This is a genomic window from Bacteroides sp. AF29-11 (assembly GCF_003602895.1).
GTDB classification, from domain to species: domain Bacteria; phylum Bacteroidota; class Bacteroidia; order Bacteroidales; family Bacteroidaceae; genus Bacteroides; species Bacteroides uniformis.
In genome coordinates this window covers 237,309-261,583 of record NZ_QTLY01000008.1, presented here as the reverse complement: position 1 = coordinate 261,583, position 24,275 = coordinate 237,309, and the positions used below count along the sequence as shown (strand labels likewise).

Genomic DNA, 24,275 nt, shown 5'->3' with positions numbered 1-24,275 from the left:
TCTGTAAATGATACTGGAACTTATTTCAGTATTTGAGGCAGGTTTTCCCTTCCCCAGAAGTAGTAAACACAGATTCCAATCCAGCTTGTGAGCAGGATGATAATTGCAACTAATAGTTTCTTCACGCCGTCTACCGGCCACTTCATGATTTCAAGTACGGCTTTGACACACAGAACCACACCGATAATCCAAATGATAAATCCAATCATAACCTGTGATATTTAGTATTGTTAATTAAAAACAAATAGAGACTACGCCTTATTCAGGAGCAGCCTCTATTCTTTATTTAGTAATCGGAATTACTCTGTAACTTCAGCGCCCCAATTTTCTTTGGAAAGACGCTTGTAGCTGTTGTAACGCCATTTAGCGTTTTCTTCAGCAGCCTTGAACAGCTCGTCGGCCTCCTGCGGATATTGCTTCATTACGGATGCGTAACGAACTTCACCCTTCAGGAAGTCTTGGAATCCGCTCCAATCCGGTTCCTTGCTATCCAGCGTGAACGGATTCTTGCCTTCAGCCTCCAGAGCCGGGTTGTAACGCCACAAGTGCCAGTAACCGCACTTAACGGCCTTTTCTTCCTCTGCCTGGCTCTTGCCCATACCTGCCTTCAGACCGTGGTTGATACACGGAGCGTAAGCGATGATGAGTGACGGACCGGGATATGCTTCTGCTTCACGGATAGCCTTCAGGGTCTGAGCCTGGTCGGCACCCATAGCGATTTGGGCAACGTATACGTAACCGTAAGTAGTAGCCATCAGACCGAGGTCTTTCTTGCGTACACGCTTACCGGCAGCGGCAAACTTGGCGATAGCGCCTACCGGAGTAGCCTTGGAAGACTGACCGCCTGTGTTGGAGTAAACCTCAGTATCCAGTACGAGGATGTTGACATCCTTACCGCTTGCGATTACATGGTCGAGACCACCGTAACCGATGTCGTAAGAAGCACCGTCACCACCGATAATCCACTGGCTGCGTTTTACCAGGTATTGAGACAGACTGGCGATAGTCTTGCAGCTGTCGCACTTGTCTTTGGCAGCTTCTACCATCGGAATAATCTTTTCAGCCAGTTCCTTGCTCTTGTCTGCATCGTACATGTTTTCAATCCAAGCCTGGAATACTTCTTTGTATTCGGCCGGAGTTCCTTCTGCTGCGATGGCATCTTCCATAGCCTTCACGATACGTGCGCGCATCTTTTCGTTGGCAAGCTCCATACCCAGACCGAATTCGCAGAAGTCCTCGAACAATGAGTTTGCCCAAGCAGGACCGTGACCTTTTTCGTTCTTGGTATAAGGAGTAGAAGGTACTGAACCGGAGTAGATGGAAGAACATCCTGTTGCGTTGGCTACCATTTCGCGGTCACCGAACAACTGGGAAATCAGTTTAACGTACGGAGTTTCACCACAACCGGAGCAAGCGCCTGAGAACTCGAACAACGGAGTAGCGAACTGAGAGTTCTTCACGTTGGCCTTGATGTCAACCAAATGTTGTTTGCTCTTCACGTTTTCAGCACAGTAGGTCCAGTTGGCAGCTTCCGGCAATTGGCTTTCGAGGTGCTTCATAGTCAGAGCCTTGCCACCCTTCTTCGGGTTGCCCGGACAGACATCGGCACAGTTGCCACAACCCAGACAGTCGAGAACGTCTACCTGAATACGGAATGTCATACCGTCGAATGCTTTACCTACAGCCTTCAGTTGAGTGAAGTTGGCACCCTTCTGCTCTTCAGCATCGAGTACGAACGGACGGATGGAAGCGTGAGGACAAACGTAAGCACACTTGTTACACTGGATACAGTTCTCAGCGTTCCATTCGGGAACGAATGCGGCTACACCACGTTTCTCATATTTGGCAGTGCCTTGTTCCCAAGTACCGTCTTCGATACCCTTGAATGCAGATACCGGCAATAAGTCACCGTCTTGTGCGTTGATAGGACGAACCACTTCGTTGATGAATGCAGGGTCGTTGTTTTCAGCCTTGGCGTCGTCTGCCAGATTGGCCCAAGCCGGGTCAACGGTCAGCTGCTTGTATTCGCCGCCACGGTCAACGGCTGCATAGTTCTTGTTGACAACATCTTCACCCTTCTTGCCGTAAGACTTAACGATGAACTTCTTCATCTGCTCTACAGCCAGGTCAACCGGAATAACGCCGGTGATACGGAAGAATGCGGATTGCAGGATGGTGTTGGTACGGTTGCCCAAACCGATTTCCTGTGCAATCTGGGTTGCATTGATATAGTAAACAGTGATATTGTTCTGTGCAAAGTACTTCTTCACCTTGTTAGGCAGGTTCTTGGCAAGCTCTTCGCCTTCCCAGATGGTGTTCAGCAAGAAAGAGCCGTTCTTACGCAAGCCGCGGGTTACGTCGTACATGTGCAGGTAAGCCTGAACGTGGCAAGCCACGAAGTTAGGCGTATTTACCAGGTATGTAGAGCGGATAGGAGTGTCGCCGAAACGCAGGTGCGAGCAAGTGAAACCGCCTGATTTCTTGGAGTCGTAAGAGAAATAGGCCTGGCAGTGCTTGTCGGTGTTGTCACCGATAATCTTTACGGAGTTCTTGTTGGCACCTACTGTACCGTCAGCGCCCAAACCGTAAAATTTGGCTTCGAACATACCTTCGCCGCCCAATGCGATTTCTTCTTCCTGGGGCAGAGAAGTGAAGGTAACGTCGTCCACGATACCGATAGTGAAGTGGTTCTTCGGCATCGGCATAGCCAGATTCTTGTAAACGGCGAGGATTTGAGCAGGAGTAGTATCCTTGGAACCCAAACCATAACGGCCGCCTACGATAACCGGAGCATTCTCTGCACCGTAGAAGCAGTCTTTTACGTCGAGGTACAACGGTTCGCCGTTAGCACCCGGTTCTTTCGTACGGTCCAGTACGGCAATCTTCTTGGCAGTCTTGGGAACGGCGGCAAGGAAGTGCTTGGCAGAGAACGGACGATACAAGTGAACGGCAACCAAACCAACCTTTTCGCCATTGGCAACGAGGTGGTCGATAGCTTCGCGGGCAGCTTCCGTTACAGAACCCATGGCGATGATAACGCGTTCTGCATCTTCTGCACCGTAGTAATCGAACAAACCATACTTGCGGCCTGTGATTTTGGAAATCTCGTTCATGTATTCCTCAACGATAGCCGGAACTGCTTCATAGTAGTTGTTGCAAGATTCACGGTGTTGGAAGAAGTGGTCAGGATTTTCGGCCATACCACGGGCAACCGGGTTCATCGGGTTCAATGCACGTGCGCGGAATTCAGCCAAAGCTTCCTGGTCGATAAGCGGAGCGAGGTCTTCGTTCTCCAACATTTCAATCTTCTGGATTTCGTGAGAAGTACGGAAGCCGTCGAAGAAGTTCATAAACGGAACACGGGCCTTGATGGTGGCTAGGTGGGCAACACCTGCCAAGTCCATAACTTCTTGTACAGAACCTTCGGCCAACATGGCAAAACCAGTCTGGCGTGCAGACATAACGTCCTGGTGGTCACCGAAGATACACAGTGCATGGCTTGCCAATGTACGTGCTGATACGTGGAATACACAAGGCAGGAATTCACCGGCAATCTTGTACATGTTCGGGATCATCAGCAACAGACCTTGTGAAGCTGTGTAAGTAGTAGTCAGCGCACCGGCTTGCAGAGAGCCGTGGACGGCACCTGCAGCACCACCTTCTGACTGCATTTCCTGTACCAATACTGTTTCGCCGAAGATGTTCTTGCGACCTGCGGCAGCCCATTCGTCTACGTATTCAGCCATCGTAGAAGAGGGGGTGATGGGGTAGATGGCAGCTACTTCGGAGAACATATACGAGATATGTGCAGCAGCCTGGTTACCATCACAAGTAATGAATTTCTTCTGTTTAGTCATAACTAAATTGAATTATTTATTTAAGTAAAAAAATCTCTCTCTTAATACAAGAAACCGAATAACCAGAGAGGTATTTGGTTGCCTCGGCCTATTTCTGCCTTATGCAGTACATAAGTAACTCCCGGATTATTCTTTATCTTTGTTCCTTCCGGACAAATCTTGAAAGGCATCACCTCATCTACCATGAACGAGATGTTCTTGTCGCCCTTGTTCACCTTGTGGTCCTTCCACATTGTGTTGGCAAAGAAAGTGTCCAGTACGTCTTGCTCTTCCACCTTGACGGGATAGATGGAATACATCAGATTTGAATTGTGCATCATTATCTTCGACGGCTTCTTGGGGAATTCTTCTCCCTTCGGATAGACCATATTGATGAGTCGTGCGTCTGCCAGATACTTGATGTAATTCATTACTGTGGCGCGGGAGGTCTGTATGTCGTTTGCCAGTTGGCTGACATTCGGCGCTTTCGGCCCGTCCACGGCCAACAAATATAGTAATTTCTTTATCTTCGAAAGGTATTTCAGCTCAATTTGTTTGATGAGCAGGATATCCACTTCCACCATCATGTTCATCGTCTTGAGCAGATTCTCCGAAAAGTTACGCTTTTCAAGGAAGAAAGGGTAGAAGCCGTGGTGCATATAGTCTTGTATGTAGTCCAATGGACGTACTTTGGAGAGGATGCCTTTGGCTATCTGTTCGTGGTTGCTCAGGATTTCTTCCAACGGATAGGCATGGAACTTCATGCCCGTCTGCAGGTTCAGGTATTCGCGGAAGGAGAAGCCGCGCAGGTTGTAGCTCTTCACGATGTCGCGCAACTCCATATTCTCCTCTTTCAGACGCATCACGGACGAGCCGGTGAACACGATTTTCAGGTTGGGGAAGCGGTCGTAGCACATACGCAGTTCCTTGCTCCATTCCGGGTACTTGAATACCTGGTCTATCAACAGCACTTTTCCTCCGCGGCGCTGGAATTCGGCGGCGAACTCCACGATGCCATGTCCGGAGAAGTAAAAGTTGTTCATGTTGATGAAGAGGCAGGAGCGGTCTGTGCCGAATTTCTCTTTGGCATATTGCAGCAAGAAAGTGGTCTTACCTACGCCTCTTGTGCCTTTGATACCGATAAGACGGTCATTCCAGTCTATTTCGTCCATGAGGTCGCGGCGTACGGGAGCATTGGTATGCTCTACGAGATAAGCGTGTGTACGGTAAAATGCTTCCATGCTTTAAATTCGGTTTATCGGGCGACAAATATACGGCTTTTTTATAGATTTGCAAAGTAGAGATGGCAAAATATTATATAACTTTGCACTCTCATACAAAACGTGAGTAATTGGTTAACATTTGAAAGATGAAACTTTATGTGTTCAATCCTGATGCAGATATGGCATTGGGAAATAATGAAGAAAATTATATGGCGCCCGCTACCATCCGCCGTATGGCTGAAGACTTGGCTTTGTTGCCGATTTGGTATGCCCAGCCGGGTAGTGGGGTACTGGCCTCTTCCGCCTATAATGCAGATTATCTGAAACAGATGCAACAGTTGTTCCGGCTGGATGTGCATTTGGTGACAGAGCCGGAGCTGCCCGATTATGCTGATGTGCGGGTAATGCCTTGGGGATGGAACCCCGCTATCCGTAAACGGATGTTGAAAGGCGGTGTTCTGGAAAAAAATCTTCCTACGCCGGATGCTTTGGATAAATATCGTATGAAGGCTGCCCGTAGTAACGCTTTGGCTTTTCGCGCACTTTTCTATTTCAATAAAATAGATTATACTTGTGGTGACGGTTGTTGCTTGGTGGAGGCTGATGGTAGAATGACGGATATCTCTCCGGATATTGTTGATCGTTACAAGGAGGGATGTGTGTTCAAATCACTTTGGTCGGGAAGTGGAAAGGGATTGTGTTGGTGCCGTCATGGCTTTACGAAAAATGTTTCCGATTGGTGTAGTAGGGCGCTGAAAGAAAATAGAGGTTTTGTGATGGAGCCTATATTTGATAAAGTGGAAGACTTTGCCATGGAATTTTATTCGGATGGTCGGGGAAAGCTTCTTTTTGTCGGCTATTCCCGTTTTGTTACGGATGACAAAGGGGCATATCGTGGTAATATCCTTACTTCGGATGAGCAAGTGGAGGAATGGATTCAGCAATATGTACCCTTTGAAGCATTTGTACGCATACGCAATATGATGCAGAAAGCATTGGAAACGAGTTATGCTACATCTTATATGGGTTTCTTGGGTGTGGACATGATGGTCTGCCGTCAGAAGGAAGGGCATCCGTATGCCATCAACCCCCATGTCGAAATAAATCTACGGATGAATATGGGAATCGTTTCCCATGTGCTTAGTGATCATTTCATTGTCCCCGGTGGGGAGGGACGTTTCTCCATTGATTGTTTTCCGACCCATGAAGCTTTGATGGAGCGGCATGAGCAGGATATGCAAAGCTATCCGCTGGTGGTGAAGGACGGCAGGGTTGTTTCCGGCTATTTGCCTCTGGTACCGGTCACTCCGAAGAGCCGTTACCGGGCTTTTGTCTGTGTCACTGCTGCTGAATAGCTTCGCTTTCGTTTCCGCAACGGTCTATGGCTGTCACGGCAAAATATTTTCGGGCAGTCCACGGGCGGATGGGGGCATAGGTATATTCCGTGCCTTGTACTCGTTGTGCCAGGATATTCTCCGGATTGGAGGTATCTACGGGATAGGTGTCCGAACCGTAGATTACATACATCGGAGCATTCCGCTTGTCATTGTCCGTGGCGGGTTGCCAGCTTAGTTTCCAATAGCCGTTTTCCGGTGTTTCCACCGTGAGTCCGGCGGGAGGTGTAGGAGCTACATTGTCTATCCACGGCATGGCGGGTTGCAGGGCCGGGGCGGTATAGAAGTCTTCTTCCAGCGCATCATAAAGCCCTTGCGTATTGTCCATCAGATACTTCACGCGGTAGTGTGCCTCGCCCGCCAGACCGTGGGCGCGGATAAAGTGCATCTGCCGTTCAATCTCGTCCAGCGTCCAGTTCCCTTCGCTGGGGTCGAGGAAGTAGATGCCCAGACCGGGAATGATTTGGCGTCCGTTACTTTGTTCCTGCCAGTCGAGGGCAAAGGGATAGAAATGATTGCCACGGAAATAGAGCATCGGATAAATCTGGTCCTGGATGCCCTCGCCCAGCCAACCCTGCACGTCTTGATAGACGGTGTGGAAGGCATTCCAGCCACGGGAGGGGTAGCGGGAAGTGTCTTTGTATTTTCCTACCGGGCAGGTGCTGACCTTTACCCAGGGTTTCATGGCTTTTACACCTTTATATATATAGCGTACTATTTCCGTCAGGTTGTCTCTGCGCCATTGGGCAAGGCTGCGTCCTTTGCTGTATTTGCGGTAGTCGTAGCTGTCGGGAAAACGGGGGGCGTTTTCCGGATAGCGCAGGTAGTCGAAGTGTATCCCGTCTACATCGTAGCGTTCCACCACTTCGCGGACAAGGCTCATCAGGTACTCTTTGGTTTGCGGATGTCCGGGATTCAGGAAGTATTCGCGTTTGTAGGGTACGCAGATGGCGCGTTTCTTTTTGGTGACGGACTCTTTACCGAGGGCGGCTACATGCTTGCGGTTGCCCAGAGGGATGGTCACCATCCAGGCATGGCACTCCATACCGCGCTTGTGGCATTCGGCTATGGCAAAAGCCAGCGGATCGTAGCCGGGGTCGCCGCCCACCTTTCCGGTCAGTATGGAGTTGTAGGGCTCGATGGCTGATTTGTAGAGGACATCTCCCCGTGTACGGGTCTGGAACAGTACTGTGTTGAAATTGGCGGCTTTCAGTCTGTCCAATATTTCAATCAGTTCGGCCTGTTGCTTGCGGATGCCTTCGGGCGAAGTGGTGCGTGTCTGCGGCCAGTCCAGGCCATAGACGGCAGTTATCCAGGCGGCACGCACTTCATGCTTGGGCGGTTGCGCAGCCAGTGGCAGCAAGACGGCCATATATAGTAAAATGGAAATAATTCGTTTCATTTTTCTCTTTTCTTCTTTATTTCTGTCATATTTCTCGGCGAAGATAAGCAAAACACCCGATTATTTTGTGCTGTTTACTTGGAAACTGTTACATTTGCATACATTAAAGATATTAACACGCCATGATTACATTTACGCTTTGCCTGCTGGCGTTGATAGCCGGCTATTTTATCTACGGACGCTTCATAGAACGCGTCTTTGGTCCCGATGACCGCAAAACACCCGCCCTTACCAAAGCCGATGGTGTGGATTACATTCCACTGCCTACTTGGAAAATCTTTATGATACAGTTTCTCAATATTGCCGGGTTGGGACCTATCTTCGGTGCCATCATGGGAGCTAAGTTCGGTACGGCATCCTATCTGTGGATTGTACTTGGCAGTATCTTTGCCGGTGCAGTGCACGACTATCTTGCCGGTATGCTCTCCTTGCGGCATGACGGGGAAAGCCTGCCGGAAATCATCGGACGCTATCTGGGGCTGACCACCAAGCAGGTGATGCGCGGCTTTACCGTCATCCTGATGATATTGGTGGGAGCTGTCTTTGTGGCAGGGCCGGCCGGACTGCTTGCCAAGTTGACCCCCGACAGCTTGGATACCACCTTCTGGATTATTGTTGTTTTCGCTTATTATATCTTTGCCACTTTGCTGCCGGTAGATAAGATTATCGGTAAGATATACCCACTGTTCGCCGTTGCCCTGCTGTTCATGGCGGTCGGTATTCTGGTAATGCTTTACGTCAACCATCCTGCATTGCCGGAGATATGGGGCGGATTGCAGAACACGCATCCCGATGCGGTTGCATTGCCCATCTTCCCCATCATGTTCGTCAGCATTGCCTGCGGTGCCATCAGTGGCTTCCATGCCACGCAGAGTCCGCTGATGGCACGTTGCATGACAAGCGAGCGCCACGGACGCCCCGTTTTCTATGGGGCAATGATAACCGAAGGCATTGTAGCTCTGATATGGGCTGCCGCCGCCACTTATTTCTTCCACGAGAACGGGATGGGGGAGACGAATGCCTCTATCATTGTAGACGCCATTACAAAAGACTGGCTGGGTGCCGTAGGTGGCGTATTGGCCATTCTGGGTGTTATTGCCGCGCCTATTACCAGTGGCGACACGGCTTTCCGTTCAGCGCGCCTCATTGTGGCGGATTTCTTGGGAATGGAACAAAAATCCATGCGTCGCCGTTTATATATATGCATCCCGATGTTCCTGGTAGCCATTAGCTTGTTGCTTTACAGCCTGCGGGACAAGGATGGATTTGACATGATTTGGCGTTATTTTGCCTGGGCCAATCAGACTCTGTCCGTCTTTACGTTGTGGGCCATTACGGTCTATCTGGTACGCGAGAAGAAAGGACGTTATTATTACGTCACCTATTTCCCGGCATTATTCATGACGGCTGTGTGTACCACTTACATCTGCATTGCTCCCGAAGGTTTCGGGCTCGGTCCGAATTATGCGCTGGGCGTAGCCTTGATAGCTGTTGTGCTGGCTGCTATTTGGTTTAATATTTGGTATTTTAAGACGACTAAAAAACTTTGGTAATGAAGAAAATCAAGAAATCTACCGGGCTCACGTTGGCCCTGCTTATTTACGTTTCTGCTACTGCCGCTTATTTCCTTCCCCGCAATACGGAAATCAGCGATACTGAGAAGTATGTCACCGTAGCTGCTTCGTACCTCATTGTATTTGTGCTGTGGCTGGTGCTTCGCAAGAAGGAGGCGCTGCAACGCAAGCGATTCGAAGAAGACAATAAACAACATTGATTATTTACTCAAAAAACAGAACAAGATGAAAAAACTGGCATTATTCGTTTGCTTGCTTGTTGTCACAGTGGCAGCTCAGGCACAGTTTGAAAAAGGTAAGTGGATTTTGAACCCGTCCATCACCGGTTTGGAATTTTCTCATGACACGGGAACCGACAAGACAAGTTTTGGCCTTGAAGCCAAGGGAGGTGCTTTCCTGCTCGACAACATCGCCTTGCTGGTGCATGCCGGGGCTGCTTGGAATACCGGAGGGTCTGACCTCGATGTCTATACGCTGGGTGTAGGTGGACGTTATTATTTCGACAAGATTGGCGTGTATCTGGGTGCCGATGTCAATGTGGACCGTTGGGATTGGGGACATGATTTGGATGATACCAAGTTCTCTTTCGGTCTGGAAGCCGGTTATGCGTTCTTCCTGACCCGCACGGTGACCATCGAACCTGCAGCTTACTGGAACGTCAATAGCGACCGTTCTAAATTCGGTCTGAAGGTAGGTTTCGGATTCTATTTCTAATCTTATTTTCCTGCTACTGCAAGTTTTTTTGCAGTGCCGCTGTAAATGTGTTGCAGTGGCACTGCATAAATGTTTGCAGCAGTACTGCAAAAGATATGCAGTGGTTTTGCAGTAACGTTTTGCTTAGAGCAATGCTGCATATTTTCTAACTTGTTTCAAGCGCTCCATGAGTGTTTGGTCACTTTCAGCCAATTGCATGTTATAGTCTAGCTGCATTCGCATCAGCAAGCCGGCACTGATTCCCAAGGCTGCTTCAAAGAGCAATGCTGTAGATGTTGTGAGGGGACGTCGACAGTTCAAGATGTCGTTTAGTACCTTATATGAGATGCCGGTTTGTGCAGCAAGCTTAGTTTGGGGTAATTTTCTATTTCCCACCTCTTCTTTGAGTAATTCACCCGGATGTATAGGGCGTTGACATTTATAATTTCCCATATTCATAATCATTTATAGTGGTTCGATAATTCCAGGATATTACATATTGTCACTACGGTTTCAGATGTACTCTGCTTTACTGTGAATTCTATGCGGTATTGGTCATTTACTCTAATGGAAGAAATACCTGCTTTATCTCCTTTCAATACTTCGTAATGAAACGACCGAATGGCGTAAAGCTCTTCGATATTTTGAACGTATTCCAAGGTCTTTATGCGCAACTGATATCGTTTCACCATTTGAGGCTGAAAGCGATATTTCTTATCCTTTGTTTTTCCTTCCTCATATAGTTGTTGCAAGTATTCCTTATCAAAGTGTATTTCCATTGTTTTTAGATTGTTTTCATTGTGCAAAGGTAATGTATATCTCCAATATTCCACTATAAAAGTGGATATTTGTTGGTTGCCTGGATAACGTGAAACTTTTTATATGTTAATGAAAGTAGAGGCTGGTTTTGAACATTATAGCAAAAATCCTTATATTTATACTCGAAGTATGAATCCTAAAAGCAAAATGCCATGAATAGAGTTTGTATTACCTTATTGCTTTGCTGCTTGTCATCTTGCCGAATGAATAAGACGGAACGCATGGAAATGTCTGAAGATTCCATAGATACAGTAAGGATAGACCAAGGGGTGGGAAAAAAAACAGTGAGCGATAGCCTCAAGATAGGGATTGCGGATGATGGTGACTACTTGCAAAGACAATTGCTTGCCATTCACGAAGAACTGAGAAAAAGATTGAATAATACACCATATACACACATTCAGAGGAATGTGACCGGATATGGGGTGGGGTTGCATTGCATCGATATAGATTTGATGGTGAATACTCCCGAGCGGCAGAAAGAGTTCCGGGAGAAGATAATGGACTCCCCCGTTTTCTGTTTTCATGGTGTAGAAGTCCCCGTCATCAACGAGAGAGTAGGCAGGAATCATATTCGTGGCATCCATATCCGTCCCGAATATCCGGTCTTTTCAACGAAAGCTCTCCATGCGACATTCATCCTCAGCAATCACAGCGGCGGAGATTTGACCTGCGGCGAGCATTACTACCTGACGTTCGAAGACGAAAAAGGTACCTGGCGGGAATTGCCGATAAACGCTGCCTTTTGGGACATCGCCTATGTGCTGCGGGATGGGGAGGAAAGGGTTATGAAAGCCTCCCTTTATCCGGATGTGCATCCCAACAAGCCGGGACGCTACCGTTACTTTTATGAGATAACCATCAGGAGGAAACCTGTCTTGATGATGGCTGAGTTCAGACTGACGGACAATGAGGAAGAATGGAGAACGGCGGAAAAGACATCTCTTCCCCCTTATGTTTCGGATGCAGGGAAGGGCGGGAGCCCACAATTGATAACGGAAGAGCCAATGGAAGAACCTGTCTATAAAGTAGTGGAAGTGATGCCCGAGTTTCCGGGAGGTATGAAAGCCTTAATGGATTTTATTCAAAAGAATATCCGTTATCCGGAAGAAGTCCGTAAGAATGGCATTCAAGGAAGAGTTGCTGTCAGCGTGGTGATTGACGAGAATGGTCGTGTGACGGACCCCGTTATTATGCGCAGCAGGTATCCTGCCCTGGATGAGGAAGCATTACGGATTGTAGAATTGATGCCACAATGGAAACCGGGGATGCAGCAGGGTAAAGCCGTGAAGGTGGAATTTACTTTTCCGGTTACTTTTAAATTGGAGTAGTAGCACCCGGTAAGATTAAGCACAAAGACACGGAGGCATAGAGTTTTATTCTTTTTCCTTGAATTTAATATCTCTGTGTCTCCGTGCCTCTGTGTTCTATTTAAGGAAGCGAGGGGTGTAATTTCTCTTGCAAGAATTGTCCCGTATAACTTGCCGCACACTTCGCCACTTCCTCCGGTGTACCGGTAGCTACGATGTTTCCTCCTTTGTCCCCTCCTTCGGGCCCCAGGTCTATCACATGGTCCGCACACTTCACCACATCCAGATTATGTTCGATGATGACAATGCTGTGCCCGCGGCGTATTAGGGCATCGAAGGCTTCGAGCAGTTTCTTGATGTCATGGAAGTGTAGTCCGGTGGTCGGTTCATCGAAGATGAACATGGTCGGGTCTGCTTTCTCCTGGCTGAGGTAGAAGGCGAGTTTCACGCGCTGGTTCTCTCCACCGGAGAGGGTGGAGGAGGCTTGCCCCAGTTTGATATATCCCAAACCTACATCCTGCAAGGGTTGCAGCTTCTTCACAATCTTTTTCTGTCCGTGTTGCGTAAAGAATTCGATGGCTTGGTTTACGGTCATCTCCAATACGTCGTAGATATTCATGTCGTGGAACTTCACTTCCAGCGTGTCCGCCTTGAAGCGTTTGCCGTGGCAGGATTCGCATTCCAGTACAAGGTCTGCCATGAATTGCATCTCCACCGTGATGGTGCCTTCACCCTTGCATTCCTCGCAACGGCCGCCTTCGCTGTTGAAGCTGAAGTATCCGGCACTGTATCCCATCTGCTTGGCAAGCGGTTGGTCTGCCCATAGTTTACGGATTTCATCGTAGGCCTTGATGTAGGTCACGGGGTTACTTCTCGATGACTTCCCGATAGGATTCTGGTCAACAAACTCTACATTGCGCAGGTTCTGCAAGTCTCCTCCAATGGAAGTGAACTCGCCCGGACGTTCGTTGCATTCGTCCAACTCCCGTTTCAAGGCGCGGTAGAAGATGTCGCGTACCAGCGTACTCTTGCCCGAACCGCTGACACCGGTGACTACGGTCATTACATTCAGCGGGAACCGTGCCTCTACACCCTTCAGGTTGTTTTCGCGCGCGCCTTTTATTTCTATGTAGTTGTTCCACGGGCGGCGGTGTTCCGGCAGGGGGATGGTTTCTTCGCCCAGCAGATAGCGCACGGTATAGCTGTCACTGTCTTTCTGAAGGTCTTTCATATCTCCTTGGTAGACGACCTCCCCTCCCAGGCGGCCTGCCCGGGGACCGATGTCGATGATATAGTCGGCAGCGCGGATAATCTCTTCGTCGTGTTCCACTACCACTACCGTATTGCCCAACTGTTGCAGCTGGCGGAGCACGTGTATCAGTTTGTCCGTATCGCGGCTATGCAGGCCGATGCTCGGTTCGTCAAGAATATACAGACTGCCCACCAGGCTGCTGCCCAATGAAGTGGCAAGGTTGATTCGCTGGCTTTCACCGCCGGAGAGCGAGTTGCTGAGGCGGTTCAGCGTGAGGTATCCCAAACCGACATCCAATAGGAATTGGATGCGGCTGTTGATTTCTGTCAGGATGCGGCGGGCTATGTCGGCGTCATGCGGGTCCAGCTGCAGGTTGTCGAAGAAGAGCTTCAACTCAGTGATGGGCAAATCTACCAGTTCGGAGATGTTGCATCCTCCCACGCGTACGTAGTTTGCTTCGGGTTTCAGGCGGGTACCGTGGCATTTGGGGCAGAGCGTCTTTCCGCGGTAGCGTGCCAGCATCACACGGTATTGTATCTTGTACTGGTTTTCTTGCACCATCTTGAAGAAGGCGTTGATGCCCTCAAAGTAAGGTGTCCCTTCCCACAGCATCCGGCGTTGCTCGTCGGTCAGTTCATAATAGGGAGTGAAGATGGGGAAGCCGGCTTTCTCGGCTCCGTGTATCACCATATCCCTCCATTCGCCCATCTTTTCGCCCCGCCAGCATACGACGGCTCCGTCATAGACGGACAAGGAACGGTCGGGTATCACGAGATGCTCGTCGATGCCGATGACCCGTCCGAATCCCTCGCATACGGGGCATGCGCCGATGGGAGAGTTGAAGGAGAACATCTGGTCGTTCGGTTCTTCGAAGGTGATGCCGTCTGCCTCGAACTTGGTACTGAAACGATAGAGGCAGGTACTCCCGTCGGGCTGGTAGAAACGCAGCAGGCAGGCGCCGTCTCCTTCGTACATGGCTGTTTCGGCCGAGTCGGTGAGGCGGCTGACGGAATCTTTTTCTGAAGAGGCTGTCATACGGTCAATCAACAGAAAAACGGTGTCTCCGGTTTTTGGCTTGTATTCGTCGATGCGCATCATTTCACCGTTCACTTCCAGACGGGTGAAACCTTGCTTCATGTCTATCTCCAGTTGTTGTTGCAGCGTGCGGTCTTCGCGCAGTAATATCGGAGCGAGCACGGTATACCTGGTCCCTTCCGGATGCTCCAGCATGCATTTCACGATGTCTTCTGCCGAGTGTTTCTTCACTTCCTGTCCGCTGACCGGGCTGAAGGTTTTCCCCACGCGTGCATAGAGCAACCGCAGATATTCGTATATTTCGGTGGAGGTACCTACGGTGGACCGTGGGTTACGGCTGCTTACTTTCTGCTCAATGGCAATGGCAGGTGGAATCCCTTTGATGAAATCGCATTCAGGCTTGCTCATACGTCCCAGAAACTGGCGGGCATAACTGCTCAAGCTCTCCACGTAGCGGCGCTGCCCCTCGGCATATAATGTATCGAAAGCAAGTGAGGATTTTCCGGAACCGGACAGTCCGGTGATGACTACGAGTTTGTTACGGGGAATCTCTACGTCAATATTCTTGAGGTTATTGACACGGGCTCCCTTTATGATAATCGATGTATTTTCTGCCATATAAAAGTCACTTATGTGATTTAGGATTTGCAAAGATAATGCAAACCGGGGTAGAATAAAACGAACCTGCTGGAAAAATCGCATCAGATAGGTAAGGTTAAGATTTGTTATACTTTAGGATGACTGCTAATTTACATTAAATAAAAGCGTTAAATTCGCGTCCGACTCCTTTTAATGTCCGAACATGGTAAAGCGTAATATAAAATGGCTTCTTGTTGTGCTGGTGTTAGGTTTATGCCCCTCAATCCTGCATGCCGAAGACCCTTATGGAGAGATGAAAGCTCTGGCAGATAGTGCGCAGAAAGTGTTGGGACAAGACCGACTGCCTTCCATCAATGCCCGGTGGATAAAACTTGCCCGCGAACTGAACGATATGGTACAGATTAGTGATGCCCATAACAACTTGATTTCTCATTATTATCAGTTGGGGGACATTGACCACTTGAAAGCCGCAACCTATGAATATATGGACTGGTGCCGGAAATACCAACGGACACGAGACCGGTATATGGCGTGGCGGCAGTACATTCAGCGCATGACGGAGAAAGGTATGCAGGAGGAGGCGATGGCTGAAACCGTCAGGCTCCATCAGGATGCCGAGCAAGCCCGGGACAAATACGGATTGGCATGTGGCGAAATGTGCATCGGGTATAACCATCGGGTCTTTGGAAACAACGTAAAACTGTGTATAGAGAATTACAACAATGCACTGAAACTTTTCGAGGAGGGCAGCTATTATCGTGACGCATACGTGGTGTTGCTTAATATTATCCAGACTTATCTTTCACGCAGTGAGTATGCGGAAGCCGGCGAGTATCTGAGTAAATTGTCGCAACTGGAGGACAAACTGAACCGTAAACAAGTCAGCATAGACCCTTCCCTGCACCTGCGTTTCTGTGAATTCAGGGTTATAGGCTTATTGGCCAATGAAGGTAGAAAGGCTGCTGAGCCTTATATTGAGGAGACCGACCGCTTTTACCGTCAACATCCGGAGAGCTCGACGCCCGAAGCATGGTTTGGCTATAAGATAATGTGTTGCCGTATCCTCGGTGATTTGAAAGGTAACATTGCTTACGTGGATTCACTCATGGATTATCAGCATTCACTGGGGCTTTGCTATCCTTATAACCATTATATGAAAGGAGAACTGCAGGAACAGTTGGGCGATTATCGTGCGGCTTGCCGCAGTTATGCCAGATATGCCGCCGTGAGTGACTCCGTGCGTACGGCAGAAATGGATGACAAGCTAAGCAAATATACGGCACAGTTTGAGGTGGACCGGTTGAAGATGGAGAAGCTGGAGCTGAGTGCCAGATTGAACAAGGAACGACTGATGATAGCCTTGGCCGTTGGCGGACTGGTATTGTTGCTTTTGCTGCTCATTACTTATCTGTATATCCGCACCCTCTCCATGAACCGCAAGTTGGAAGCTGCACGCAGGGCGGTGGAAAAAATGAGCCAGGTCAAAAGTTCCTTTATACAGCATATCACCCATGAAATCCGTACTCCGTTGAATTCCATCGTCGGCTTTTCTACCTTGCTGGCTCAAGAGAAACTGGATGATGTGGAGAAACGCGAGTATGTTGAACAAGTGGAGGGCAACAATACATATCTGTTGAGTCTGATGGAGAACATACTCAATATTGCGGATATGGATTCGCGAGTGTGGGAGATGCCGCGGGAGGAGATAGAAGTGGATGCGTGTTGCAAGGAATGTATTGAGGGCTTCCGTCCGGAACTGAAGCCGGGAGTTGAACTGGAATATGTGCCTGCTTCCGGCATTATGGCCTTTTATGCAGCCCGGCAATGGCTGAAAATGGTGCTGGTGTCTTTGTTGGATAATGCGGTGAAGTTTACGGAAGAAGGTCATATACGCGTTTCCTGCGAGGAAGATAAGTCCCGACATGTATTGCGCTTCGTGATAGAGGATACCGGTATAGGCATCAGGCCGGACGAATCGGACCGTATTTTCGAACGTTTTTATAAAGTGGACACGTTTACCAAAGGGTCCGGATTGGGGCTTGCCATAGCCAATGAGATAATGGAGTTGGTGGGAGGCCGGATTTATCTGGATGACACCTATTGCGGAGGATGCCGCTTTATTGTGGAATGGCCGATGAAGGACAAACCTTAATTATAAACTATTTTAAGTATTAAAAAGCTGTAATTAGAGAATGAGAGTAAAATCCCTTTTATGTGTATTCTTCTTGCTGCTAATGGCGGGAGGAGTATTTGCGCAAGTGCAGACCGGGTCTGCCTATCCTAAACGTGAATTTCGTGCAGCATGGATACAGTCAGTAAACGGACAGTTCCGTGGAATGCCGACCGAAAAGCTGAAGCAGAATCTGATTGGGCAGTTGAATTCCTTGCAGAAGGCAGGAATCAATGCCATAATTTTCCAGGTACGTCCCGAAGCGGATGCTCTGTATGCTTCCAGACTGGAACCGTGGAGTCGTTTCCTTACCGGAGTGCAGGGTAAAGCGCCCGAACCCTATTGGGACCCTATGCAGTTTATGATTGATGAATGCCATAAGCGTGGTATGGAGTTTCATGCATGGATTAATCCGTATCGCACGAAGACGACCTTGAAGAGTGAGTTGGCTCCCAATCATGTGTACAATATCCATCCGGAATGGTTTGTCACTTATGGCGACCAGTTGTATTTTGACCCGGCACTGCCTGAGAGCCGCCGGCACATCTGCATGGTGGTGAGCGACATCGTTTCCCGCTATGATGTGGATGCCATTCATATGGACGATTACTTTTATCCTTATCCCATTAAGGGAAAGGATTTCCCTGACGATGCAAGTTTTGCACGTTTTGGTGGAGGTTTCAGCAATAAAGGAGACTGGCGCCGGAGCAACGTGAATGTGCTGATTAAGAAACTGCATGAAACAATTCGTGAAATCAAGCCGTGGGTGAAGTTCGGGGTTTCTCCGTTTGGCATTTACCGGAATGAAAGCAGTGACCCGCTTGGCAGTAAGACCAAAGGGTTGCAAAACTACGATGACCTTTATGCGGATGTACTGCTGTGGGCCCGTGAAGGTTGGATAGACTATAATATTCCGCAGATTTATTGGCATATAGGACATCCGGTTGCCGACTATGAGACACTGGTGAAATGGTGGGCCAAGAATACGGAAAACCGTCCTTTGTTTATCGGTCAGTCCGTAATGAACACTGTGCAGAATGCCGACCCAAAGAATCCGTCAATCAATCAGCTTCCCCGTAAGATGGCTTTGCAGCGGGCTTATCAAACCATCGGCGGCAGTTGCCAGTGGCCCGCCAGTGCGGTGATTGAGAATGCGGGCAAGTATCGTGATGCCTTGATTGCCGAATATCATAAATATCCGGCATTGCCTCCCGTTTTCGATTTTATGGATAACGAAGCTCCAGGAAAGGTGCGTAAGATGAAACCGGTATGGACGGAAGACGGATATATTCTTTTCTGGACAGCACCCAAGTACAAAGAGGAGATGAATCGTGCTGTCCAGTATGTAGTCTATCGTTTTGATGCCAAAGAGAAAGTGAATATAGACAATCCTTCCCATATTGTAGCCATCACGCGCGATAATTTCTATAAACTTCCTTGTGAAGACGGAAAGACAAAGTACCGTTATGTGGTGACAGCCTTGGACCGTCTGCATAATGAATCGAAATCCGTTGGAAAGAAGATTAAACTTTAAAAAGGAAATTAAGGATTAGGGATTAATCATTAATCCCTAATCCTTAATTTCCCTCCCTAATAAAGTATCAACCCTGCTATTCCACAGGCTACAATCATTCCTATCGGGTTCAGTTTATATTTCTTTGTACCTATAAATGCCACGAGGAAGATGAGGCAGCTGATGACGAAGGAATATATGTCTTCTTTGGGAGAACTGAAGTTTTCCGAATTCATCAATACCAGCGCGGCTGAGGCCAGCAGACCGACCACTGCCGGGCGAAGCCCACTGAATACCGCTTCTACCGAAGGATGTTTCTGATATTTCAAAAAGAACTTGCTGATGGTCAGCATCAGTAGGAAAGAGGGGAGCACTACGGCAAAAGTGGCGACAATAGATCCCCATACACTACCAGTGGCAGTAAAACCTACATAGGTTGCCGAATTGATACCTATCGGACCGGGTGTCATCTGGCTGATTGCCACGATATCAGTAAACTCTTGAGGGGAAAGCCAGCCATAACGGGTGACTACTTCGCCTTGTATCATGGACAGCATGGCATATCCGCCGCCAAAGCCGAAAAGGCCGATTTTAAAGAATGTATAGAATAACTGTAAGAAAATCATAATCAGAGTGATTAATGGTTAGTGGTTAGTGTGCTTGTCCTGCATCTTTAATTTTAATTCTTTGATTCTTCATTTCTGGAATGTTGAAAACGTCCGAAGAAGTATCCTCCCACTCCTGCAGCAATGATAATCCAGATGGGAGAGAAGCCCAACAGCCAGATGAGCAGTGCTGAAACCACCGGTATCCATATGTTGTATCGGTTTATCCGGGCCGATTTTGCCATGCTGAATGTAGGGGCGGCAATCAATGCAACCACTGCCGGGCGAATACCTTTGAATATACGTTCCACGATGGTGTTGTCCTTGAAGTTGTGAAAGAACAACGCTATGGCGAGGATGATGAGAAACGAAGGAAGTATGGTTCCCAATGCAGTGATTATGCTCCCTCGTATTCCCCGTAGCCGATACCCTATAAAAATGGATATATTGACGGCAAGGATGCCCGGAGCGGACTGTGATATAGCAAGCAGGTCAATGAAATCTTCTTTGGCTATCCAGTTTCGTTTGGTTACGATTTCGTTTTCTATCAGCGGTACCATAGCATAACCGCCGCCGATGGTAAAGGCTCCTATCTTAAAGAAAATGGAGAATGCTTCAAGATATATATTCATATTCAAAATGTTGTAATTTACTTTATTTCTTTATCATCTTTCCCTTCCTTCCCTCTCTTGGCATACTGGCTTGGGCTCATATTGAAATGTTTCTTGAATACTTCACGGAAATATTTCGCATCACTGAAACCGGTCAGCTCTGAAATCTCGGTGATGGTATGCTTTTGTTCTTTCAGAAGTTGGGCAGCATGTTTCAGTCGAATCAGCCGGATGTAGTCAGCCGGAGCTTGGTCGGTCAGTGCCTTTATCTTATTGTAGAAGCTGGTCCTACTCATATTCAGCAGGTTGCAGAGCACGTCGACGTTGAAACTTGGGTTGTCCATATTGTCTTCGACGCTCTTTTTGACGGTTGCAATGAATTTCCAGTCCAAGTCGTTGGAGCAGTTGATGCAATCCGTATTGTTCTTCTCGTCGTTCAGGTCCAGGCTGGCATATTTGTGGCGCAACAGTGCCCGGTTAGTCAGCAGGTTGGCAATGTTTGCCCGCAATATACCGATATTGAAGGGTTTCACAATATATTCATCCGCTCCGCTTTGCAGTCCCTCGATGATATTCTTGTCGGTATTCAGTGCTGTGAGCAGGATGATGGGGATATGTGATGTCTCGATGTCGTTCTTCAGGATATGACACAATTCGTCTCCTCTCATTTCCGGCATCATGATGTCTGAAATGACGAGGTTGGGCATATACTCCTTGACAATGGTCAGTGCTTCTTTTCCATTGGAGCATACTTGTATGTTGTATTGTTCAGACAATGTTCTGCGCAGATATTCCCTTAATTCGTCATTGTCCTCTACAATAAGAATTTTCTGGTGGTTACTGTTGTTTTGTGACTGTTGCTGCGTCTTGTCGTAGATTCCACTGGAAGCAGGGGATGATGTAGTAGAGGCATTGATAGGCACTCCGGAAGCCGAATAAACAATCCGTTCGTTTTTGGGTTGAGGGCGTTGGATTGCTTTGCGGAAATGCTTGTTCCCTTTGGGGAACGTGATTTTGATGCAAGAGCCTTTCCCTTCCATGCTGCTGAAGTTGAGCTTTCCTTTATGTAAGCGTACAAGTTTCCCTACCAGAAGTAGTCCGATGCCGCTGCCGGTAACTTTGGAATTGATAGCATTACTGCCACGGAAATGCATCTTGAACAGCTTTTTCTGTTCTGAAGCCGGAATTCCGATACCGGTATCTTTCACCTCAATACTCCAGGTATCTTCTGTCTCGGAAGTAAAGACATGTACATTGCCGCCGTCCGGTGTATATTTCAGTGCGTTGGATATGATATTTTTCAAAATGGAATCCATCTTGTCCTTATCTAACCATACGTTCAGATAACGGAAGCTGCTTTCGTAGGTTAGGTTGATGTGTTTTATGTTTGCGTATGAACGGAAAGCATCGATCGTCTCTTCCATATATGTGCTCAGTTCGTATTCGGATACGTATAGACTTCCGGAATAGGTGTCTGCGCGTTCGAAATTAATAAGGTTGGTGGTCAGGCGCAACAAGGCATTTACGTTTCGCAGGGCTGTATTGATGTTGCTCTGTCCGCTGGAAGTCAGTTGCTCGCGTTCGGTGATTTCTTCCAAGGGTGCTTTGATGAGCGTCAGTGGAGTACGTATATCATGCGCCGTATTGACGAAGAAGCGTATTTTCTCATCGGATTCTTTCCGCTGTTTTCTCAAGACTATTATTCGTAGAGTGATGCTTGCAATGGATATGATAATCACTGCATAGAGTATCAGCGCCCAGAAACTGAGCCAGAGGGGTTGCTCGATAATGATGTCCATACTGCGTTCCTCCAGGACAATACGACGGTCTTCGTTGGAGATGGCACGTACGCGGAGGGTATAGTTGCCCGGACTCAGGTTGGTAAAACGGATGACGTTTTCCTCTCCCGGACGGCTCCAACCCTCATAGAAGCCTTCCAGTTTCCAGGAGTACAGAATTAGGGAAGGATAGTCATAGTTGATGTCTGAGACCTGCAATGAGAAGATGTTCTGGTTGTACTTCAAACGCAAGGTTTTTGTCTCGTCAATATCCAGAATAAGTGGAGAACCTTCATCCTTGGGATAAACGGTCTGATAGAATACCCGCAGGTCACTGAATACCATTTTGAACTTATAGTCGCGAGGCAGGATCATGTCTTTGTTGAATTCTATGGCTCCATCCGTACTGCCGAAAATGAAATTGCCGTTTTTCCTCAAGGTGCCTGAGGCTGCGTTGAAATGGTCAGACTTCAGTCCTTGTTCTTTGGTCCAGTTATGGAATGTCTCTTCGACAGGATAGAAGGTGGACAGACCGTGTTCTGTACTCAGAAAGATATTTCCTTTACCATCAGACAATAGTGTATAGATATTATTGGAAATCAAGGCGCAGTTGTCTCTATGATAATGTCTGAATGTGTTTTTGGTCGTATCATATACCAGTAAACCGGCATTGTTGGTACCGATATACAGCATTCCGTCGGAAGCTTGGCATAGGGAGTAGATGTAGTAGGATTCTACCGGCATCTGGATATAGGTATACTTACCGGTTGCTTTTTCCAACAGGTACAAGCCGGTGGAAGTGCCTATCCACATATGTGTGGAGTCTTTCTCTATGATGGCAGTGATACCATTCAAGCCCGGGAAATGGCGTATATTTTTTCTGGAATAATCTATTTCTTTTAAGTTATAATACCCTCCGGACCAGATGTTTCCTGAAGAATCTTTCATAATGGAACGGATATACTTGTCCGGCCGGATATTCAGATTACTGAATAAAGACGGAGTAAAGAACTCTGTGGACAGTAGTTTCTTGTTGATCTGGTAGATGCCGGAACTATATCCTCCGGCCCAGATGATGCCGGGCTCCACTTCGCACAATGAGATGAAGATATGGTTTTTACTATGGCTTGCGGTGTCGAAACTGCTGAGAAAAGAATGCCATTGTTTCGTCTTGCTATAATAAAGGCTGATGCCGTTATTGGTGGCAAACCATAAATCGCCGTCATGGTCTTCAATGATGGCATTTACCTGGTCATTGATGAGTGACTGTTTATTGCCGATAGAGTGTTTTATCCATTGATAATCGGCATATCGGTTGTTGCGTACAGTTATACCAATGGGATAATTAGCCATCCAGATGCGTTGTTCACTGTCAATGTAGATATCATTGATGGTATTTCCGTTCATTGAGTTGTACCGGTTATAGTCAGCAACAATGTATGGTATAGATTCATAGGTATCGGTATTCATTTTGTAGACACCGGCCCCGTCTGTAGCTATGAGGATTTCATTGTTATTGTAGGCACGGATACAGTTAATACTAACGTCCATCAGTCCGGATGGGATATGCATGACTTTGTGCTCATTCAGGTCATAGGTAAATATTCCCCGTTGGAAAGTACCGATAAAAACCTTGTGAGACGGTTTATGATAGTATAGTTCGTTGATTTGTATCTTCAAGGTGTCCAATTGGTTGCAGGGACTGAGGGTGAGGGTGTTGTTGGCCAGCTCAGCATAATGTATGCCGATGTCGGTCCCGATGAAGAAGTGGGTCGAATCAATCTGTGCGATATCAGTAATTCGTTCTCCTATTTCGTTTTGAATGAATGTCACCTTCTGGGTATTGCTGTCGTACAGATATAGGGCATCTTCATTGCAAAGCCATATTACGCTGTTGGCATCCACAAAACCGTAACTGATAGGGGTTGGACGTCCTTTCACTTCGCTTTCGGGTAGCTTGTATACCAGGACAAAACGGTCGTGTTTTGTATCATAGCGGAACACGCGTCCTTTCTTGCCAATTTCCCATATGGTTCCTTTGGAATCCACATAGAGCCAGTTCAGGTTCATCATGGAATTCACTTCCTCATCTCCATCCATCAGTTTGTACGGCTTGAATTCTTTTCCGTTGTATCGGTCGATGCCGTCGTGGGTAAGAAACCACATGTAACCTTTGGGTCCCTTTTGAATAGCATATACCCGTCTGTTGCTCAAACCGTCTTCCACACCGATGTATTTGTATGTTTGTGCAATGCCTATAATTGGCAATAATAGTAGTATGCAGAAAAAGAAGTACTTTTTCATAATTGTCGAGCGGTTTTTTTGAATGTTGTACTGAGGGAGAGTTGAAAATAAACACAAAAATAATGCTTTTGTTTGAGAAAAGCAAAAAAAGAAAGCGAAGAATAGAAATGTAACAAGCGCGGGATTATTCATAACCCGCGCTTGTTACATTTCTAT

The 24,275-nt window shown here is 47.6% G+C and carries 17 protein-coding genes; 7 read left to right on the top strand and 10 right to left on the bottom strand.

All coding sequences use genetic code 11. The annotated features are described in order from the left end of the window. Nucleotides 1–20: 20 nt before the first annotated feature. From DWZ03_RS15190 to DWZ03_RS15180, 3 genes are all read right to left on the bottom strand, one after another. Nucleotides 21–209 carry a hypothetical protein gene (locus DWZ03_RS15190; RefSeq protein ID WP_005826290.1) on the bottom strand — a complete coding sequence of 63 codons (189 nt, stop codon included), beginning with the start codon at nt 207–209 and terminating at the stop codon, nt 21–23. A 90-nt stretch (nt 210–299) separates the two neighbouring features. Then, complete coding sequence (nifJ, locus tag DWZ03_RS15185; RefSeq protein ID WP_005826291.1) at nt 300–3,857, bottom strand: pyruvate:ferredoxin (flavodoxin) oxidoreductase; 3,558 nt, start codon at nt 3,855–3,857, stop codon at nt 300–302. Between the two features lie 41 nt (nt 3,858–3,898). Further along, complete coding sequence (locus DWZ03_RS15180; RefSeq protein ID WP_005835624.1) at nt 3,899–5,077, bottom strand: ATP-binding protein; 1,179 nt, start codon at nt 5,075–5,077, stop codon at nt 3,899–3,901. A gap of 128 nt (nt 5,078–5,205) precedes the next feature. Between DWZ03_RS15180 and DWZ03_RS15175 the strand changes: the two genes are divergently transcribed. Next, nucleotides 5,206–6,414, top strand: coding sequence for a hypothetical protein (locus tag DWZ03_RS15175; RefSeq protein WP_044467947.1), 1,209 nt, complete (start codon nt 5,206–5,208; stop codon nt 6,412–6,414). On the opposite strand, the gene DWZ03_RS15170 is transcribed toward DWZ03_RS15175, so the two are convergent. After that, a complete protein-coding gene (locus DWZ03_RS15170) occupies nt 6,398–7,855 on the bottom strand; it encodes a glycoside hydrolase family 10 protein (RefSeq protein ID WP_229122443.1) in 1,458 nt (485 codons plus the stop codon). The two genes, DWZ03_RS15175 and DWZ03_RS15170, sit on opposite strands and share 17 nt — an antisense overlap. A 122-nt stretch (nt 7,856–7,977) precedes the next feature. Between DWZ03_RS15170 and DWZ03_RS15165 the strand changes: the two genes are divergently transcribed. From DWZ03_RS15165 to DWZ03_RS15155, 3 genes are read left to right on the top strand one after another with little or no spacing between them, the layout of a single operon-like run. Beyond that, complete coding sequence (locus DWZ03_RS15165; RefSeq protein ID WP_120130359.1) at nt 7,978–9,408, top strand: carbon starvation protein A; 1,431 nt, start codon at nt 7,978–7,980, stop codon at nt 9,406–9,408. After that, on the top strand, nt 9,408–9,629 hold the full coding sequence (locus DWZ03_RS15160; RefSeq protein WP_005826297.1) for a hypothetical protein: 222 nt from the start codon (nt 9,408–9,410) through the stop codon (nt 9,627–9,629). Before DWZ03_RS15165 ends, DWZ03_RS15160 begins: the two co-directional genes overlap by 1 nt. A gap of 25 nt (nt 9,630–9,654) precedes the next feature. Further along, a complete protein-coding gene (locus tag DWZ03_RS15155) occupies nt 9,655–10,143 on the top strand; it encodes an outer membrane beta-barrel protein (protein WP_005826298.1) in 489 nt (162 codons plus the stop codon). Between the two features lie 123 nt (nt 10,144–10,266). Here DWZ03_RS15155 and DWZ03_RS15150 read toward each other — a convergent pair whose 3' ends face one another. Beyond that, nucleotides 10,267–10,575, bottom strand: a complete 309-nt coding sequence (locus tag DWZ03_RS15150; protein ID WP_005835633.1) for a HigA family addiction module antitoxin — start codon at nt 10,573–10,575, stop codon at nt 10,267–10,269. Nucleotides 10,576–10,583: 8 nt separating this feature from the next. Then, nucleotides 10,584–10,901 carry a type II toxin-antitoxin system RelE/ParE family toxin gene (locus DWZ03_RS15145; RefSeq protein WP_005826303.1) on the bottom strand — a complete coding sequence of 106 codons (318 nt, stop codon included), beginning with the start codon at nt 10,899–10,901 and terminating at the stop codon, nt 10,584–10,586. A 192-nt stretch (nt 10,902–11,093) separates the two neighbouring features. Between DWZ03_RS15145 and DWZ03_RS15140 the strand changes: the two genes are divergently transcribed. Beyond that, a complete protein-coding gene (locus DWZ03_RS15140) occupies nt 11,094–12,272 on the top strand; it encodes an energy transducer TonB (protein ID WP_120130358.1) in 1,179 nt (392 codons plus the stop codon). A gap of 100 nt (nt 12,273–12,372) precedes the next feature. Here the strand turns inward: DWZ03_RS15140 and uvrA are convergent, their stop codons facing one another. Then, the gene (uvrA, locus tag DWZ03_RS15135) at nt 12,373–15,156 is read right to left on the bottom strand and encodes an excinuclease ABC subunit UvrA (protein ID WP_120130357.1); all 2,784 of its coding nucleotides are present in this window, start codon (nt 15,154–15,156) and stop codon (nt 12,373–12,375) included. A gap of 184 nt (nt 15,157–15,340) precedes the next feature. Here uvrA and DWZ03_RS15130 point away from each other — a divergent pair, with 184 nt between their 5' ends. Together DWZ03_RS15130 and DWZ03_RS15125 are read left to right on the top strand one after the other, a co-directional pair. Beyond that, nucleotides 15,341–17,290, top strand: a complete 1,950-nt coding sequence (locus tag DWZ03_RS15130) for a sensor histidine kinase (RefSeq protein ID WP_120130356.1) — start codon at nt 15,341–15,343, stop codon at nt 17,288–17,290. Nucleotides 17,291–17,330: 40 nt separating this feature from the next. After that, on the top strand, nt 17,331–18,842 hold the full coding sequence (locus DWZ03_RS15125; protein ID WP_120130355.1) for a glycoside hydrolase family 10 protein: 1,512 nt from the start codon (nt 17,331–17,333) through the stop codon (nt 18,840–18,842). A 56-nt stretch (nt 18,843–18,898) separates the two neighbouring features. Here the strand turns inward: DWZ03_RS15125 and DWZ03_RS15120 are convergent, their stop codons facing one another. From DWZ03_RS15120 to DWZ03_RS15110, 3 genes are read right to left on the bottom strand one after another with little or no spacing between them, the layout of a single operon-like run. Further along, a complete protein-coding gene (locus DWZ03_RS15120; RefSeq protein ID WP_119958152.1) occupies nt 18,899–19,447 on the bottom strand; it encodes a chromate transporter in 549 nt (182 codons plus the stop codon). Between the two features lie 53 nt (nt 19,448–19,500). After that, nucleotides 19,501–20,058, bottom strand: coding sequence for a chromate transporter (locus tag DWZ03_RS15115; RefSeq protein WP_119958157.1), 558 nt, complete (start codon nt 20,056–20,058; stop codon nt 19,501–19,503). A gap of 17 nt (nt 20,059–20,075) precedes the next feature. Then, entirely contained in the window at nt 20,076–24,119 is a 4,044-nt protein-coding gene (locus tag DWZ03_RS15110) for a two-component regulator propeller domain-containing protein (RefSeq protein ID WP_117703682.1), read from the bottom strand. Between the last annotated feature and the right edge of the window lie 156 nt (nt 24,120–24,275).